13 protein-coding genes, 2 pseudogenes and 1 riboswitch are annotated in these 18456 nt (G+C 43.0%); of the genes and pseudogenes, 7 read left to right on the top strand and 8 right to left on the bottom strand.

Annotated features, from left to right (window positions below; all coding sequences use genetic code 11):
- Window positions 1–84: 84 nt before the first annotated feature.
- The gene (locus tag ACSLBF_RS03695) at window positions 85–639 is read right to left on the bottom strand and encodes a TMEM165/GDT1 family protein (protein WP_440055254.1); all 555 of its coding nucleotides are present in this window, start codon (window positions 637–639) and stop codon (window positions 85–87) included.
- Window positions 640–651: 12 nt separating this feature from the next.
- Window positions 652–829, bottom strand: a riboswitch (yybP-ykoY riboswitch).
- 182 nt (window positions 830–1011) lie between these two features.
- Here ACSLBF_RS03695 and ACSLBF_RS03690 point away from each other — a divergent pair.
- The 3 genes from ACSLBF_RS03690 to ACSLBF_RS03680 all read left to right on the top strand — a co-directional run bounded on the left by ACSLBF_RS03690 (window position 1012) and on the right by ACSLBF_RS03680 (window position 6129).
- Window positions 1012–2811 carry a hypothetical protein gene (locus tag ACSLBF_RS03690; protein ID WP_440055253.1) on the top strand — a complete coding sequence of 600 codons (1800 nt, stop codon included), beginning with the start codon at window positions 1012–1014 and terminating at the stop codon, window positions 2809–2811.
- Window positions 2812–2823: 12 nt separating this feature from the next.
- Window positions 2824–4554 carry a hypothetical protein gene (locus ACSLBF_RS03685; RefSeq protein ID WP_440055252.1) on the top strand — a complete coding sequence of 577 codons (1731 nt, stop codon included), beginning with the start codon at window positions 2824–2826 and terminating at the stop codon, window positions 4552–4554.
- Window positions 4555–4752: 198 nt separating this feature from the next.
- Window positions 4753–6129 (top strand): DEAD/DEAH box helicase, encoded by a 1377-nt coding sequence (locus ACSLBF_RS03680; RefSeq protein WP_440055251.1) that lies wholly within the window; start codon window positions 4753–4755, stop codon window positions 6127–6129.
- Between the two features lie 65 nt (window positions 6130–6194).
- Here ACSLBF_RS03680 and ACSLBF_RS03675 read toward each other — a convergent pair whose 3' ends face one another.
- Window positions 6195–6668, bottom strand: coding sequence for a DUF1203 domain-containing protein (locus tag ACSLBF_RS03675; protein WP_440055250.1), 474 nt, complete (start codon window positions 6666–6668; stop codon window positions 6195–6197).
- 148 nt (window positions 6669–6816) lie between these two features.
- On the opposite strand from ACSLBF_RS03675, the gene dbpA reads away from it, so the two are divergent.
- The 3 genes and pseudogenes from dbpA to ACSLBF_RS03660 form a co-directional block, all read left to right on the top strand.
- The gene (gene dbpA / locus ACSLBF_RS03670; protein ID WP_440055249.1) at window positions 6817–8217 is read left to right on the top strand and encodes an ATP-dependent RNA helicase DbpA; all 1401 of its coding nucleotides are present in this window, start codon (window positions 6817–6819) and stop codon (window positions 8215–8217) included.
- Between the two features lie 64 nt (window positions 8218–8281).
- Window positions 8282–9484: pseudogene (locus ACSLBF_RS03665) on the top strand (IS256 family transposase).
- Between the two features lie 35 nt (window positions 9485–9519).
- Window positions 9520–9798: pseudogene (locus tag ACSLBF_RS03660) on the top strand (endonuclease III); the annotation flags it as partial.
- Between the two features lie 81 nt (window positions 9799–9879).
- Here ACSLBF_RS03660 and ACSLBF_RS03655 read toward each other — a convergent pair.
- From ACSLBF_RS03655 to ACSLBF_RS03645, 3 genes are all read right to left on the bottom strand, one after another.
- Window positions 9880–10899, bottom strand: a complete 1020-nt coding sequence (locus tag ACSLBF_RS03655) for a YncE family protein (RefSeq protein WP_440055248.1) — start codon at window positions 10897–10899, stop codon at window positions 9880–9882.
- Window positions 10900–11064: 165 nt separating this feature from the next.
- Entirely contained in the window at window positions 11065–11604 is a 540-nt protein-coding gene (locus ACSLBF_RS03650) for a TlpA family protein disulfide reductase (RefSeq protein WP_440055247.1), read from the bottom strand.
- 116 nt (window positions 11605–11720) lie between these two features.
- Entirely contained in the window at window positions 11721–12329 is a 609-nt protein-coding gene (locus ACSLBF_RS03645; protein ID WP_440055246.1) for a GNAT family N-acetyltransferase, read from the bottom strand.
- 226 nt (window positions 12330–12555) lie between these two features.
- On the opposite strand from ACSLBF_RS03645, the gene ACSLBF_RS03640 reads away from it, so the two are divergent.
- On the top strand, window positions 12556–14466 hold the full coding sequence (locus tag ACSLBF_RS03640; protein WP_440055245.1) for an aminotransferase class I/II-fold pyridoxal phosphate-dependent enzyme: 1911 nt from the start codon (window positions 12556–12558) through the stop codon (window positions 14464–14466).
- Between the two features lie 89 nt (window positions 14467–14555).
- Here ACSLBF_RS03640 and ACSLBF_RS03635 read toward each other — a convergent pair whose 3' ends face one another.
- The 3 genes from ACSLBF_RS03635 to ACSLBF_RS03625 form a co-directional block, all read right to left on the bottom strand.
- Window positions 14556–15539: an alpha/beta hydrolase gene (locus tag ACSLBF_RS03635; RefSeq protein WP_440055244.1), complete on the bottom strand. Its 984-nt coding sequence runs from the start codon at window positions 15537–15539 to the stop codon at window positions 14556–14558.
- 1008 nt (window positions 15540–16547) lie between these two features.
- A complete protein-coding gene (locus ACSLBF_RS03630) occupies window positions 16548–17450 on the bottom strand; it encodes a hypothetical protein (RefSeq protein WP_440055243.1) in 903 nt (300 codons plus the stop codon).
- 246 nt (window positions 17451–17696) lie between these two features.
- Window positions 17697–18305 carry a M23 family metallopeptidase gene (locus ACSLBF_RS03625; protein ID WP_440055242.1) on the bottom strand — a complete coding sequence of 203 codons (609 nt, stop codon included), beginning with the start codon at window positions 18303–18305 and terminating at the stop codon, window positions 17697–17699.
- Between the last annotated feature and the right edge of the window lie 151 nt (window positions 18306–18456).

The following is an 18456-nucleotide window of genomic DNA, read 5'->3' as shown; positions in this document are numbered from 1 at the left end:
TGTTCGCTATCGAACAGGCTTTGAAGGGTAAACAATATTTCAATGAACCAATCAAATATTTAGCTGGCGCTTTATAACCCGCTTTTATACCTGCGTAGCAACAATCCCCAACACAACAAAAAGAAACGCGGCTGCGACCCGAGATGCCGTCAGTGGTAGCGCTTTCATTAACTTATCACCAAAGTAAATCACCGGAATGTTAGCCAATAACATGCCTAGCGTCGTACCAATAGTCACAATGACGGTAGACTGAAACTGTGCGCCTAATAAGATGGTCGCGATTTGCGTTTTATCACCAATTTCAGCAATAAAAAACAGCACGGTTGATACCGCAAACGCCCCATAACTATCGTATTTTGAGGCCACTTCTTCGTCTTTATCTGGCACCAACAGCCATAAACCAACCGCGATAAAACTGCCACCAACCAACCATGGTAGCCACTGGCTATCAACGAACTGGCTTAAAGACACCCCAAACCACGCCGACAAGGCGTGATTAATGACTGTAGCCAGTAAAATTCCTGAGATAATTGCGATTTTATTGTTAAAGCGTGCGGCTAACAGCAAAGAGAGCAGTTGTGTTTTATCGCCGATTTCTGCCAAAGCGACAGCAAAAGTTGAGGTGAATAATGTTTCCATGTGACGGTTCTCAGCGGGAATCATAACCAAAGACAAACAACCGCGTCCCGCTTATGGCGCGAATGTTTGTCTTAGGTCTTGCCCATAAGTTACTACTTACAAACTTGCCACGAACTGTGGTTCGAATATGTTGACAAGTTTTCTTAAACAACGCGGTTGTTTAAGCAGGCTACTCCCCCAAGAGCAGCGTGATTTTAATTGGCTCTTTTCCTAATTGCAACTGTAAGCGTTGGTAATAGACATTTCTGCAATTTACTACGAGACTTCACATTCAAATTACATAAAAACCACAAACCTTAACGAAATTGGGATGTAGTCGTTGCAGTGACATTGTTTGTGATTTTTATTTGGCACCAACAGAAGGAATCGATCATGAGCAATATCATTGATTTTTCAAATCGCTACGCTACCCCCGCAGATGTGCAAGACTTTACCGATGACCCTGCACTGCAACAGCAAATGGATACTTTTTGGGACATTGGGCTTGATGCTGCAAACCAAGCAGCAATTGTAAGTAATCCTTGGACAGTAAATTACCAAGCCCCCTGCGACTGGTACGTCAATCGTAAAGAAGTCAACTTTCCACTTTCGGCCCATATTGTAGAGCCAGTATTTTGGACCGCCTTTCCTAATCGTTTGAAGTTGTATTTTTCGGCCACCGAAAAAAGCCCTTATGGGATGACTGACGATCAGGTGTTTCATCTTGCCGATTTTGGCGATGTAGAGCTGGCAAATTATCCGCCCCAACTACCACCAAAAGATAGCAGTAACGATGGTTTACCATTTAAAATTCCCTCTAAAACTTGCCCCTACATGTCATGGGAAGAATCACAAAGTACATGGAAGGGTTATGATCCGTATGGTCCACGCGGCTGGCTTGATGAATACTGCGAATGGGCGGTAACTCGCAATGAGCAAGGCAAAATCACCAAAATTAACTTTACTTGCGAAAACCCGGAATATTGGTACACCCTGTGGCGAGTGTCTCCTCAAAAAGTGGCCCAACTGTACAACCAACTTCTAGACAATGGCACCACCATTACCGTTGATGATTTACAGTTGAAAGACAGCAACAATAACGTGGTAATTGATCCACTCACCGGTGCGCCTGCCTATAACCCTTTAAACAAATGGAACACCGGCACCGTAGCCGACGGCACCAAAGGCGGCGCAGTACATTTGACAAGTCCACCCAATACTATTGGTGCAGAAATATTGCTGGCATCGCAAGCAACCTTGCTACGCGACTTAACTCCCGAACAGTATAATATGCAAAAGTTAGTATGTGCCGGAAGTTTTGGTCGTCCCTATCGCAACAGTGATCCGCATATTGGATTACAGGTCAATCAAGTGATTAAAAATATCGGTGTGAAGGCCATGCTGACCAATCCACTGGGCCTTTATTTACAAGCACCAGATTTTAGTAACTATACCTTTCCATCGGGCACCTCTGTTGACGATTGGTTTAGCGTTATTCGTGGCAGAGTAGCTGGTGAAGACGGGGAAAGCTACGACCAAATCTTACATATGCAGTTTCATGCTCCTGCTGGATATACACTAGAAGACGTTACGATTGGCACCACGGTAGAAGGCGGCGCACATGGGCCAAGTCAAACACCACATCCAATTAAGTATGCCGGCCAAATCGCAGATACTTTCAAAGTCGGTATTGCCGCTACAGCAGTACCACAACCAGATGGAACCAAACCGCAAAATCCCCTCCCCCCAGTTAGCTCAAGAACCGAAGAAAGCAACGGCTATCCTTCGATGATCATTGGCCAGTCGGTATTTAATGCCATGACCGCAGTTAACGCGAACCCACCGTTTGTGTCTTTACCTGTGTACTTAAATAAAAATACCTCGTACCAAAACATCATTGTGCAAGCGGGTTATGTCAGCCCAAGCCAAAATGTCGATCAAGCAACGATTGTCGCATATAAACCAGATGGCAGTGTCGATCCAAATGTGATCTTTGACATTAGCAAAGTCACTGACAGCGATGGCACACCTGTAGGGGGAGGCTCAGGAAGCACAGAAGGGTTTTATAACTTCTTTGTTACCCTACATGTTGAAGCAGGGGCTGCAACAGGCTTGCGCGGCGTGTTGGTAAAAAATCCCGCATCACAGCAAACAGCGATCCCGTTACCGGGTCTGATTTACATTAACGCTTAGGAGATCAAGGAAATGAACATCAACCAATCAGTTTTAGCTGTAACTCTGCTGGCGGCATCGGTTCCTTTGTTGCTGCCTACAGCGGCCATTGCAAAAGCAAAACAAGCACAACCCGCCCCACCAAGCTTTGCTTGTTTAAATGCACCTACGGTTTCGAGTTTTGTCCCCGGTGATACCAGTATTACCTCACAAAATGGGGTTAACTGCTTCGCATGGCAAGTGTTTATGGGACTGAACTGGACAGCAAAACCAGGCTCGCCCGGGCAACCTGATAATTCTGTTAGCGCTGCACAATTCGGCAACCCCGGAAGTGCTTCTGAGCAACCGCTCACCGTGTGGGAAACTTATGCCAATGCCGATTCGGTATTTCTACCTAACGCGGCAAACCCCGGGCCGTTTGGAACTCAGTCAAAACCTTGGGGAGAAGGCCCAACCCCGTCTGGATGCGGCAGTGATAATCAACAATACCGTGTCATGACCTCTAGTCGAAAAGCCAGTGTCAACTCACAAAGCGGGGAAACTTTTAACCTCAGCGCCGAGACCGCGCAAGCCTTCCCAAGCGACAATCCAAACTGGCTTGCCGATAAACAGGGACAGTTGGTTTATTATGAAATCTTATTCAGTGAAGACCAATACAACTTTATCGTTGAAAACACCTTGTATGATGCCAATGGTCAGGCAAATATGATCAACGCCAAGAAAAACATCGCAATGCCACTGGGGCATGGAACCAACCCAAAAGATGAAATTGTGCTTGGCGGTATGGAGCTAAAAGCCGCTTGGCTAGAGGTGAACAATCCGGAGCAAGGTAACTGGAAAACCGACTTTAAACTCAGTACCGCTTCTATCTATGATGAAACAACCAACAGCTGTAGTGAAAAAACCTTAGCCCTAGTTGGTCTACACATTATTCATAAAACCGCTTCACAACCACAGTGGGTTTGGGCAACGTTTGAGCACAAAATGAATGCGCCAGACACTAAAGATCTCAATTCATTGAGCAATCCAAACGACTACACCTTTTATTCGCCAAGCTGTAGCGTGAAAAAAGTCCCTTCTGCTTGTACTGCAAAAACAGTTTCAGGTGTGCCTGCAACGCAAACCAGTTGCGAAGTGAATACCTCTCCTGCATATTATCTAGATAAAGCCAAGGGCTGCGATCCCTATCCAATTCAAGTATCACGTGACTTTACTATTAAAGACACCACTGATAACAAAATAGCGTCAATTAATGTGTCGGCACAAACCCTGATCCGCCAGTCGAATCCAAACTCAGTGTTCGCCAACTATCAGTTGGTGAATACACTGTGGTCATCAGCTTCAATTAACGATAACGAACCTTCCGGTAATCCGCCTGTTGCACCTTTATCTATCAGTGGCGCAACACCAACCATCAGTGAAGTTCCTGTCGCTAACACCATGCTTGAAACTTACGCTCAGGGATTTAATTGTCTTTCCTGCCATGCATTTGCTAGTGTTGCCAAAGAGGCGAAACAACAGCTCGGTGGCAAAAGCTATGCAACCGACTACTCGTTTGTATTTGGATTAGCCCAATCAGCGAGTTGTTTTTGGATGCAAAATAGCAATGGCTACCCTTGGGTGCCCGCACCGCAAGGCAAAGTCACTAAACAGCAATGCTATAACTTAAATAGCTGTGGTGACGGTGGTGGCCAATCATTAGGCGGTTGCTACAAGTGGGCTGCAGGTGCCGATCAGCCGCCGCAACCTTGGGCATCTGAATAAGTTGCACTTCAGGCTGGAACTAATTCGCTTCAGCCTGAAAATAACTTTAAAACCAGTATGACTTGTCTAAGTTCAACGATGAAGCAGTCAAAATTACAACTGTACCTTCCCTTCTTTATATAAATCATTAGATGAAAAATTGCCTAAACAGGATAATTCCTGTACTCTTGCCCGCCGCTTAATACAGAGTATCAATACATGAGTTTTAGCCATCTAGGCCTTTCATCTCCAATCAACCAAGCTGTTATCGAACAAGGTTATTCAACCCCAACGCCAATTCAAGAGCAGGCTATTCCAGCCATACTTGCTGGCCGCGACATCATGGCAGCTGCACAAACCGGAACGGGTAAAACAGCGGGCTTTACCCTTCCGATGCTAGAGCGCCTGAGTCAAGGTAAAAAACCAGGTAGCAACAAAGTACGCGCCTTGGTGTTAACGCCGACGAGGGAACTGGCAGCGCAAGTTTGGGAAAGTGCGACACTGTACGGTAAGCATTTACCAATGAGCTGTGAAGTGGTCTATGGTGGAGTAAAAATCAATCCGCAAATGATGAAGCTGCGCAGAGGTGTAGATATTCTTGTAGCCACACCTGGGCGATTACTAGACCTTTATCAACAAAATGCTGTGGACTTCTCGGATTTAGAAATTCTAGTGTTAGATGAAGCAGATAGAATGCTAGACATGGGCTTTATCCACGATATCAAGCGGATCATCAAAGTGTTGCCAAAGCAACGTCAAAATCTCATGTTTTCAGCAACTTTCTCGGATGAGATCCGAGAATTAGCAAAAGGTCTCATTAATGACCCTGTTGAGATCTCTGTCGCACCAGCTAACAGCACCGCAAAAAGCGTCACTCAGTTTGTTTATCCAGTGGATAAAAGCAAACGTACCGCATTATTGAAGCACTTAATCCAAACACACGATTGGCAACAAGTGTTGGTGTTTACGCGAACCAAACATGGCGCAAATCGATTAGTGCGTGATTTAGAAAAGGCAAAAATCAATGCGGCCGCAATCCATGGCAATAAAAGCCAAAATGCGCGTACCGCCGCTTTAGCTGGTTTTAAAAACAGCGAAATCCGAGTCTTAGTTGCCACCGATATTGTCGCTCGTGGCTTAGATATCGAAGAACTGCCTCACGTCATCAACTTCGATTTACCTAATGTATATGAAGACTATGTGCACCGTATTGGCCGAACGGGTCGAGCTGGCGCATCTGGTGAAGCCATTTCATTCGTTTCAGAAGATGTCGCCGCTGACTTATTTGGCATTGAGCGCCTGATCCAAGAGCTGATCCCTCGTATCATAGAACCTGGGTTCGAGCCACAAAGTCCAGTGCCTGAATCCAAGCTAGATACGCGTCCAGTAAAGCCGAAAAAGTCAAAGAAGCCTAAAAAGCCGAAACCACAGACTGGCGAGCAGAGCGCGGCAACACAACAAAAAGCGCCAGCATCAACAAAACCTAATCAGCACGGGAAGCCTAACAATAGAAAGCCACAGCAAAAACGCAATGGCAATGCTAATAATGCTAATTCGGCCAAGCGACCTAGTCGCAAACCAACGCAGCCGAAGTAAGTACTTTCCCGCCCCGTAAACACAAAGCGCTTTACGGGGTTTACCGTTATCAGCCAGCCCAATGTTTAAACTCTTAATACTGAACAGCTAAAACATCCCGGATTGGCATTGTGAATTTGGATGTACGCCACTTCAATGTTGCTAAACAACGATTGGATTTTATGCATCACGTCAGTGCCTTGTGCTGTTGTCGCCGCAATCATATTGTTTTGTTGGTTGTAGGCGCGAAAACTCAATAATCGATGCTGTAAAACCTCTGGTATTTCATTGATATCCAACTCGCTATTTTGTGCATTTTCTCTAACAAATATGGGCCCAGATGCAGCATAAGCGCTCTGCACATCATGAAAGCGATAATGAACCAATAGTACACGTTCGCCGATTTCTGCCTCTTGCAATGAGACTCTGCATGGATAACCCGGCTTGACGTCAGCAATAACCCATGCTGCCTTGTGATGAAGCAGCTCAGTGTCGGTTAACGACATAAGTGATAAAAACGATTGTTTTTGCAGCCCTTTAATTATGAAATTGGTGCTCATCTTCCACCTCATTTTACTTTTAAAAAAACCAGTATAGAGGTTTGCATTGGTGCAACTGGCCATATTTAGCACTGGCGTTAAACATAAAACTAAAGCCATTAACCGCATTCTGTCGCACCATGATATAATCAGGTTTTCGTATTTATAGATGACAACGACTGTGACTCAGCCTGCTTTTTCCACCACTTCACTTGCTCCCGAACTTCTAGATAACCTTGCGTCGCTTGGCTACGAGACCATGACTGAAATCCAAGCCAAAGCACTGCCATTGATCCTGACTGGAAAAGATGTGATAGGCCAAGGAAAAACTGGCTCTGGCAAAACAGCTGCATTTTCGTTAGGACTACTTAATAATCTGAAGGTAGAGCGATTTAGAGTCCAAGCATTGGTCGTATGCCCCACTCGTGAACTCGCCGACCAAGTTGCCGTTGAAATTCGTAAACTCGCGCGCGCAATCCATAATATTAAAGTACTAACACTATGTGGTGGTGCGCCAATGGGACCGCAAATAGGCTCCCTTGAGCATGGCGCGCATATTGTGGTGGGTACTCCCGGCAGAATCGAAGAGCACTTACGTAAAGGCCGGTTGTCTTTGGCTGAACTTAATACCTTTGTATTGGACGAAGCCGATCGAATGTTGGAAATGGGCTTTGAAGAAGCCTTAGAGTGCATTATTGAGCATTGCCCTAAGCAACGCCAAAACCTGTTATTTAGTGCGACCTTCCCAGAAAAAATCGAGCAGCTGGTGAAGCACGTTATGCATTCTCCCGAAAAAGTGGTGGTTGAATCCAACCACAGCAATGCCAGTATTGCGCAGCATTTTTATGAAATAGAAAGTAACGATGCTCGCCCAGTCGCACTACAAAAACTGCTACTTGAATTTCAGCCTAACTCTGCGGTAGTGTTCTGCAATACCAAAGCCGAATGCCAAAATGTCAGTGATGACCTGTTAAGACTGGGCTTTGACGTCGCTTCATTGCACGGAGATCTAGAACAAAAAGACCGAGACCGTACCTTAGTTAGGTTTGCCAATCAAAGTCTCACGGTGCTGGTGGCAACCGATGTTGCAGCACGAGGTATTGACGTTGAGCATGTTGATTTAGTGGTGAACTACCACATCGCCCACGACCCTGAGGTCCATGTACACCGTATTGGTAGAACCGGGCGCGCGGGTAAAAAAGGCATCGCCTGTTCTTTAATGAGCTACAAAGAGTCACACAAGGTAAATGCGCTGGAGGATTATCTCAATCTCACTATCGAACCAAGCACATTACCTAGCGATCAAGTATTTACCAATCAAGTGCCTCGCGCCCCGATGATCACCTTGCAAATCGACGGGGGTAAAAAAGCCAAACTCAGACCGGGAGACATTCTTGGTGCGCTAACCGCCAACCAAAAAATAAACGGCGATCAAATCGGTAAAATCAAAGTCACTGCGATGGCTTCTTATGTGGCAGTACAACGAAAAATCGCAGGGCTGGCACTGAACACCATTAGTGAAGGAAAGATGAAAGGCCGTAATTTTAGAGCAAGAAAAATTAAAGCCTAAGCTCTTCCGGTAGTGTTTAGAAATCTGTGTCATTTCAGTATTATATATAAAACAGGGATGACACATGACCAAAGACTTCTATTTAGAACAAGCCATTAAGGCCCTTCAATCAGGGCAAGATCTGACAGGCAAAGATGGTTTCTTAACTCCTCTTATTAAACAGATCACCGAAGCTGCCTTGAAAGCGGAGCTGAAACAACACTTTGTAGATGACGAGCAGCCTAACCGTAAAAATGGTTCCAATAAGAAAACCGTTAAATCTTCAGTGGACACTTTCGAACTGGATACCCCGCGTGACCGTGCAGGCTCATTTGAGCCAAAGTTAATTAAGAAAAACCAGACTAAGTTAACCGATGAGATCGGCCGTAAGATCTTATCCATGTTTTCGCTCGGCATGAGCTATCGTGATATCCGCGGCCATGTTGAAGATATGTATGGCATTGACGTTTCCGAGGCTACCATCACAGGCGTTACCGACCGTTTGATACCCGAATTGAAAGAGTGGCAGCAACGACCGTTAGATGCGCTCTATCCGTTCGTCTGGCTTGATGCTATCCACTACAAAATTAAGGAAGATGGCCGCTATGTCAGCAAAGCGGTGTACACGATCTTAGGCTTAAACGTCGAAGGTAAGAAGGAGCTGCTTGGCCTGTACCTATCTGAGTCAGAAGGCGCGAACTACTGGCTATCTGTACTAACGGATCTGCATAACCGTGGCGTCGAAGATATCCTAATCGCCTGCGTGGATGGCCTGACAGGCTTCCCAGAAGCTATTGCAACCATTTACCCAAATACAGAAGTTCAGAAATGCGTTATTCACCAGATCCGCAACTCCATGAAGTACGTCGCTTCCAAGCATCAATAGGAGTTCATGGCTGATCTAAAACCAATTTACCGCGCTGTTAGCAAAGAAGCAGCAGAGATGGAACTTGAGCGTTTAGAGTCCAAATGGGGGCAACATTACCCAATAGAGCTCCGCTCTTGGCGAAACAAATGAGCAAACCTGTCCGTTTATTTTAAGTATCCAGAGTACATTCGCAAGGCCATCTACACCACTAACGCTATCGAGGCAGTACACCGTCAGTTCCGAAAACTAACCAAGACAAAGGGTGGCTTCCCAAACGAAAACAGCTTGCTTAAACTGCTGTATGCTGGAATATTAAATGCTTCTAAGAAATGGACAATGCCAATCCAGAACTGGAATATGACATTGTCTCAACTGGCGATTCACTTCGATGGGTGCTTGGATGACGTCTTAGATATCTAACCAAAATTAGCTGACACAGAATTCTGAACCCCCTCCGCAAAACCGCAAATGTCCTACTCAACTGCGCTTTCGGCTGGCCAACCATTGCCGTTGACACGCACATTTTCCGCGTCTCCAACCGTACCAAATTTGCCATGGGCAAAGACGTGGTTGCAGTTGAAGAGAAACTTGAAAAGGTCGTGCCAAAAGAGTTTAAAGTCGATGTACAACACTGGCTTATCCTACATGGCCGTTATGTCTGTACCGCTCGAAAGCCCAAGTGTGGTTCTTGTTTAATTGAAGACTTGTGTGAGTTTAAAGAAAAAACTGAGTAGCTAATCATGGGCATAATCAAGTTATTTTTGATGATGCCCAAATCCCCATCAAATAAAGATCACGGAACTTTAAATAGTCACCTATGGCAACACCAGTGGCGAATACCCAATTCCATCAGGCCCATCACCAGTGGGAAGCTCAAATAACGTTTTGCCTGATAATATATCGATAACAAGAACCTTATTTTTCTTGTATGCGGACATAAATAAAGTACGATCATCCGGGTGAAAAGCCACACCTTTTGGCCCAGTTCCCCGACTAAATTGCATTTGATGCAATTTCTCTTTCTTTGTGACATCAATCATATCAAGGGTATTATTCTTATAATCTGGAACCACCGCAAACTGCTCATCACGTGTTAGTAACACTCTGTAAGGAAAATTAAACCCTTCCCATTGCTTAATCACGCTATTCTGCTTAAGGTCAAAGACTGTGAGTAAGCCGCCTTTATTGCTCCCGACCCAAAGCTCTGATCCTTTTTTATTTATCGTAATCGCTTCTGGTACTTTAGGCGTTGAAATTTTTCTAAGCAAAGTACCTGATTTAACATCTAACTCAGATACCGTATTAGAGCTCATATTTGTGGTATAAACACGCTCACTAGACTCTGGCAGCGCAACCATGTGAGAGCCTTTTTGTTTTGTTGCTATTACCTTATCAATTTTACCTGATTTAATATCAACAATAACGACGCTGTCCGAGCCTTCAGAAGATACTGCAACTCTTTGCTGATCTTTTAAAAACATTACGCCATGAGGCCTTGGGTAACGAGACAAATCAATGGTTTTTATTGCCTTTACCTGTGAAACATCAAAAACAGTTACACTATTACCACCAGCATAATTGGTAACTACAGCCACTCGCCCGTCAGCACGCATCGCTAATTCATGAGGGCCATTTTCAGTTGCAAGCGTTTGTTTAATTTTCCGGCTATTCAGATCAATAAAACTAACCGAATCAGCCCTTTTGTTTACAACAACGAGTGTTCCCGACAAGTTTTTTTCACCAGCCCAGGTGGTTGTCGTAGTCAGTGTGATACCCACCACAAAACTAAACAGTAAGGCTTTTAAATGATCAGAGTTAATTAAAAGTGTGAACATGAAAGCGATTTCCTTCTTTACTGAATTGAAATAAAAAGGCTAAAAAGTAAACTACCCTAAATTTCATCCGCTTTCTTCAGATATTAGACAACAGGTGGGTTCTTAAAGTTGAATTGCACGCCGCCATTATTCAAGCGTTAGCAATTCCACCTCTTGATACGCTTGTTATAAGCCGCTTGCCATTTTCAAACTATTCCCTCCAATGAGCACCGCTTGCCATTGTTCGAGTTTATCTAGCTTATATGAGCGTTCAATTATATTTGTATCAGCATCTAGCTTTAAAATAAATGGCACCACTCTATTTTCATTGCCAAAGAACCTTTGCTGAATCAAAGATGTGCCAGCCTTTGCGAGCCACAGATTTCCGGTAAACCCTGTTTTTTCAACCATTGCTTGTACACCTTCGATGTCCTCGTCAAGCGCTATAGCTAATAATCTGGTCTTTGTAGTTTGGTCATGGGTAAAATTTTCCAGTAACGATAAGGTTGGATAGCAAGGTGCGCACCATGAAGCGAAAAAATAAATCACTGTTTGTTGGCTTTTTAGTTCGTCAAAAGAGTGATTTTTACCACTTAAGTCAAATAGTTCAATGCGTTGGATAGGCTTTCCCAAAACATCACTATAGCCTTTAGCAAAGAATCCTAGATATTTTAAACCGCCGAAAATCAAAAGGATTAAGGCGAGTAATAAAGTCCACTTTTTCAAATTATATTCCTTATAATTATTAAGCTTATAATGCCTTGCTCTGCCACCGCCAAAATGGAACCGCTTTTTCTAGAACATAACGCAGACGGAGTGAGGTAGTCGGATGCTGCAATTTTTTATGCAGCTAGAACCATCTCCATTAAGATTGCATCTTCGCCATAGCTTGGACATAGATTTTCCCCTGGGATTTCTTTGAAATCTAGTAATGACCAAAAGCTATCTGCACCTTGAACAGCAACAAGCGTTATTCTCTCAATTCCCTTAAATGCGGAAACCTTTATTAACTCTGCCATCATCGAATGGCCTATACCTTGCCCCTTTGAGCGAGGACTAACAGCCATATCATGGAGAAATAAAGAGTTACTATTTACAGTGTCTGGCAGAGGCTCAAATAATTTCGGTGGCTCACTCCCATTCCATGGGTGTGCCAACAAATATCCTAAAACATCATCCTGTTCTGAAACGCAGACAAAGCAAGTATCTGGTGATAAGGATTGTTTAGACTTGAGTACATCCAATTCTTCTGGGCCAACTTCATGGTAGGCTCCATCTTGAATTTTCAAGATGCCACTCCAGTTACGTTCTTCGATCTCTTGAATTATCATGCGTTTTATATGAAGGTATAACAATTTAATAGCGCGCAAATCGAGCACTTTTCCGAATGAATTAGTTTTAACAAAGTTAATAACTAATTGCCAGTGAACAATTGGGGTAAGGTCTTGCATTTTGCACGCTGACAAATGATGGCTGTTTTATCAACAATCGCTCCTCGCTCACAACTACCAGCTAGATAAAATTCGTTAAAGCTGCAAATAGGTCGGAGCAGGCGCGAAACCGCGCTCTCCAACCTATTTGCACGATGAATAGAACATTTTCAAAGTATTCATTTCACAACTTTCAACACTTTGTTTATGCTACTGAAAGTCTAATAATTTTAATGTGAATCTCACTATGCTACCTGTTCTTCGTATCTTGTTAATCGAACAAGAGCCATCGGTTTTACAAGCGCTTTCAACAAATTTGTCCAAAACAATTCCGAATTTTGAACGGGAGGATATTCATATCGATATTATTGAATGCCTCGACCTCCCTAAGGCCTTGGAACATGTCAAAGACGACGGTGATATTCAGGCGGTTGTGCTCAGTTGGGATGTGTACAACAAAAGTGAAGAACAAGTTTATAGTCGCTTTATCGATCAGTTAAAAAGCATTCGGATCGAATTGCCAGTGTATGTTATTGGCGACGACACTAAAGGGCTAGAGATAGTAAATGAGTCCGAAGAAATCGAGTCCTTCTTCTTTAAAGACGAAGTGCTCTCCGATCCTGAAGCGATTTTAGGTTATATGATCAACGATTTTGACGACCGTTCTGAAACGCCATTTTGGACAGCGTATCGTAGTTATGTTGGTGAAGCGAACGACTCTTGGCACACCCCTGGCCATAGCGGCGGCTCTAGCTTTAGAAATTCACCCTACATCAAAGACTTTTATCAATTTTATGGTCGTAATGTGTTCGTTGGTGACTTGTCGGTATCGGTTGATTCGTTAGGTTCTTTGTCCGACAGTACCAACACCATTGGCCGTGCTCAAGAGTCTGCTGCGGCAACGTTTGAAGTTAAGCGCACCTATTTTGTGACGAACGGTTCGTCGACTTCGAATAAGATTATTTTGCAAACACTGCTTCGCAAAGGCGATAAAGTGATCATTGACCGTAATTGCCATAAATCTGTGCACTATGGCATTTTACAATCGGCCAGTTTCCCTATTTATTTATCAAGTATTTTAAATCCGAAATACGGCATTTTCGCGCCGCCATCATTGGCCGATATCAAGCAAGCAATTGAACAAAATAGCGACGCGAAATTGCTGGTGCTTACGGGGTGTACCTACGATGGCCTGCTGAGCGATTTAAAACAAGTCGTCGACTTTGCCCATCAGCATGGCATCAAGGTGTTTATTGACGAAGCGTGGTTTGCTTACTCGCTGTTTCATCCCAGCTTACGCTATTACTCGGCCATCCATGCTGGCGCCGACTATGTTACTCACTCGGCGCATAAGGTCGTTTCGGCATTTTCTCAGGCTTCTTACATTCATATCAACGACCCGGACTTTGATGCCGATTTTTTCCGAGAGATTTACAGCATTTACGCCAGCACATCACCAAAGTATCAGCTTATTGCGTCGCTTGATGTGTGCCAAAAGCAGTTGGAAATGGAAGGCTATAAGTTGCTTAATGCCTTGTTGAATCATGTGGAAGAATTTAAGCAGCAAATGACCTCGCTTAAGCACATTAAAGTGCTCGGTAAGCAAGACTTTATGGAGATATTCCCGCACTTTAGTGGTGATAACATGGGCCATGATCCACTCAAAATTCTTATCGACATCAGCCAACTGCCTTATTCGTTAAAGGATATCCATAAATTCCTGCTGGACGAAATCGGGCTGGAAATAGAGAAATATACTCACAGCACCATTTTGGTTTTACTTACACTCGGCGGCACCCGCTCGAAGATCATTCGTTTGTACAACGCGCTGAGAAAACTCGACAGCGGTAAGGTAAAGCTATCTAAATCAACACGTCGCTCCCGCTTGCCCGAGAATTTACCAGCGATTGATTTGGCGTGTATTCCAAGCGATGCCTTCTATGGTGAGCGAGAATCGGTGCCTATTGCTAAGGCCAACAACCGCATTTGTGCTGGCTTAGTTACGCCCTACCCACCGGGAATTCCACTGTTAGTTCCGGGCCAGCATATTACCCAAGATCATATTGATTACCTCAAAGAGTTGGCAGGACAAGGATTGACCATTCAAGGCAGTTTCGATGGCGAGATCTATGTTTTAAAAAAGCAAGAGGATAAATAACGCCATCTTATGCGGTGAGTAGCAGTTGACTAAAATGTAAAGCGAAGCGGAGCCGAGTCAACTGTTACTACTCCGTCTTCAAGGTCTTATTATAAATTTTTTACGCTCGATTGGTTAGTAACACTATCCACAATTTCAATAATCTTGCTTACAACCACCTCAGCAGCATCGCCTGGAATGTTATGAGTGGCGCCTTTTACAACAATATGCTCTGAATTGTTAGAAAGCTGAGCGATACTTTTTTGCATTTCAGCCCACTTATCTCCGACGTTGTAGAAACGAGGTGCTGATTTATAAGCTTCTCTGTCATGACTCATTACCACCATTTTTAAGTTACCGAAGTCATAATTGAAATCTTCTAAGGGCGTGAAGAAGCCTCCTTCGTTTCGGTAAGCTGACATCACACGCGCGTATCGAAAACTGGAAAAGTACTGTTCTAGTCGTTGAGCCAATGAAGAATCATATTTCTTAAAGAGATTCTTGATATCTGATATCCCCAGGATCGGGTCAGCGTAATGCCAAACTTGCACATGCGTAGCGATGGGAGAAAAGGTTCCGCGTAATATTTCATGTTGGTACTCGTGCGCTGAGTCTAACAATATTAGCGCTGCCAAATTAATGTTGGCTCTTGCGGCAGTGTGTCTTGCGATAATTCCGCCGTATGACCGTGCTACTATAATGACCGGGTTGTCACCCGCGACATGTTGAATAAGAGCAGCTTGAAGTTGAGCCTTTTGGCTCGTCGTAAAATCCGTAGGAATGTTGTCGCTGCCGCCATGACCTAATCGGTCGTAATAACATGCTGTAAATGTCTTTGGTAATTGTTCAGTGATTGATGACCAAACCTCTTCCGAGTCATCGCCATAACCAGATTCAAAAAAAACATAGGGGTTTCCGCTTCCTTTACAAATATACCTCACTTTTTTTCCATCAAATGAGAAATAATCGCCTGATAGAGGAATAGGCGGATGCACAAAAAACGCAATAGCACGCAACAATAAATAAATACTAAATATTATTAACATTGCTAAAGTTAGCTTGCTCGAAAAAAAACGTTGATAAGTCGAAGACATATTAATCCCTTAATGTATTTACACACAGTTTCTGAAAGTATTTATAACACCGCAAATAAACCGCTAATAATAAATAGTTGGCTATAATTTGTGAGGTACGAACAAAGCCAACTGTTTTTTGTCCGAACTTTTAATTTGCTTTTTTATAAGCACTTTAATTTTTTCTCAAACCTTCCATGATATATACATAATAATTGTGATCCTTGACATACAATACACCTAGTACGATTGATGTAGGCCAAGTAAGAAATAACCCTAATCCAAATACTGGCAGAAGCACGATACAAATTATTGAAAGAATTATTGCCGTAATTTTACCCGAATAAAACAACCCAAACGGTCCGAGAAAAATATTTAATACGAGCTGAAAAACAATGCTTTTTCTTTCTAACTTGGCTTCTTCCATGCTCGGACTTTACTAGTGCTTATAACAGCTTATAACAGCTTATTAGCACGAATTTCGGATAAAGGAAATTATCCACAGCCTCGTATCCACGCACCAATAAGATTTAATTTTAATGATTCCATCAGGTTACCAGCAGTTTTTCGCTCTAGCAACGCAAATATTGCCTAGCAAAAACGAGCCATTACTAATTCGAGCTCTCTATGGCTCGCTATGTAATTAAATATATTAAATAATATCAATACATTAAATTTAAATTCTAGATAACCGAGCCAAAGTTAATAATTGCATAGCGTGCCATTTTATTGAAAAGTGGCTGAATCCATTTATACCAAATTTTACTGAAGAGGAACTTGAGGAAAAATAACCAATTGGGATCTTGCATTTTGCACGCTGATATTGCTTTATCAACATCCAGTTTTCTCATAACTGCCTGTCAGATAATATCCGAACCAATTTTCCAAAAGCTGTTAACACCAAGCGATTTTGTTCAAGGCGAGTTTGCTTATGTAATAGCGGGCTATTGCTAGCGAGCTCAACGCTGAAATACGCGAAAAAGTAGCGCTGTAGTATGTCGCTTATCCCGGGTTCAAGTTATTTAGAAATTAATCACTATCGCTCATGGATCGCACCTCACTGCGAGTAGGTGCAGCATCAACTGAAAAACGCTCTAGTTGCACATCTTCACCAAGCACTTCTTGAAGCATATTTTTGTACTCGTTAGGTGATCTATTAAGGTCTAAGGTAAATAAATCGCCTAGTTCTGAACGTGCAATGCCTCGTCTATCAGCCATATCTATCAATGCTTGCCCTACGTCTGCGAATCCATGCTCATCCATACTACCTACCACCTCTCCTGCAACATAAAAAACGGCAGTTTGCGGCTCATTGTGGAACATGACCTGACGACGACTATTTTGTTCTTGGGCTAGCTGTTGAGCATGTTGTGCATCTTTGCGCATTGCGATTTGTTCACGGGAAAACACTTCATATGACTTCCCATTAAACATCTCAAAAATAGTACTATTTTTAGGACCTTGACCTTGCTCAAATACTTCCAACTCCCCTTTTCCAGCAAACTTCTGCTGAACAAGAACTTTTAATTGTTGAACATCTCCACTAAATTGCTGGAATAAGTCTTCGACACCATTACGTCCGGCCACTGAGCCATCCCGGCGCATATACGCCATCACTTGACCTTCAACTTTGATCAGCGCCACTACATCTTGCTGTTGACCATAGCTTTGATAGTGCCTTTCTAGATCTCCTAGTCCCAAAGATAATGTGCCTATATCTTGAGACAAAAATGCTCTATCTTCTTCGCTAACGGTACTTATATGGTTTTTACTGAGCATATAAGTCAAATTTTGACTATTTTTCAGCGTTGTTGAAAAGGGGGGCTGTGAAGTTGAACTTTCAACCTCTAGATCATTATCTTGATTGTTCTTCACAGCTTGAGGACGGTCATTGTGGTTTACTACTGCACTTTGAGATTGATAGATCTGCATTGTTAAATTCCTTTTGATATTCCATCGTAAAGCTTCCTCTACTCTTGCACCGCCCCATTCAATAGGACAAAGTAAAGAAATCATGTATTTAAAACTCAGCAAGTTACATACCAAGGTTAAATTTCAGCTTCTTTTTATAGACTAACTAATGCTGTCAGTAATCGTATTTTTTGAAGAGCTTTGGCTGCTCATCAGCAATTACTGACAATCAAGTTATTTTACAGTCACAGGAAAAGCCAAGTTAAATTAAAGCTTTTCAGCCGTGTATTCCCTGCCAGCTTGTAACCCGCAAGCATGTAACTCAGTATTTCGGAAGGTAACGGGAACGGTTTGTCCACACGGTAAACGATTATAATTTGGTGGCAAATTAGGTCCACACTGTTGTACATCAAAGTGCAAATGAGGACCGCCACTTTGCCCAGTATTTCCACTTAACCCAATGACATCTCCCGCGTTAACTTTATCCCCTTCTTCAACCAAAGCGCCATTGTGAGTAAGGTGAAAATATCTTGCGACTGTGCCATCTTCATGTTGAATAAAGACATAATTTTCTTCTAAATCTATGTTGTTTCCGTCTTTAAAAGTCTCTCGAACGCTAACAACCTCCCCTGCTCTAGACGCAAGTACCTTTGTACCAATTGGCATTACAAAATCAATTGCATAGGTACCGACACCGTTATTTGAACTTCGATAATGCTCGGTAGCGGCATAGACATTCCATGCAGTACCGGTTTCATAAGGCAATATGTACTGTGAATCTTGCTGTGAAGGAAAGACTGAGCAATCAATTTCCGGTTTTGAGCAAGCGGTTAAAGATACGGATAGTAAACACGATGCAGCTAGTATTTTTTTCATTGATTTCATCTCCTTTAAAATCAGTTAGTCGCCTAAAATATAATAATGGTTTAAATAGGAAAAAAAGATCTGTTGCACTGCTCATTATCCTAAATAATACCAATTCTCTTAATGATACCAAATTGATTAAATTTATGATCTAATGTCAAAA

This window comes from Pseudoalteromonas sp. T1lg65 (assembly GCF_051930985.1).
GTDB lineage: Bacteria > Pseudomonadota > Gammaproteobacteria > Enterobacterales > Alteromonadaceae > Pseudoalteromonas.
This window is presented reverse-complemented; position numbering and strand designations above follow the sequence as displayed.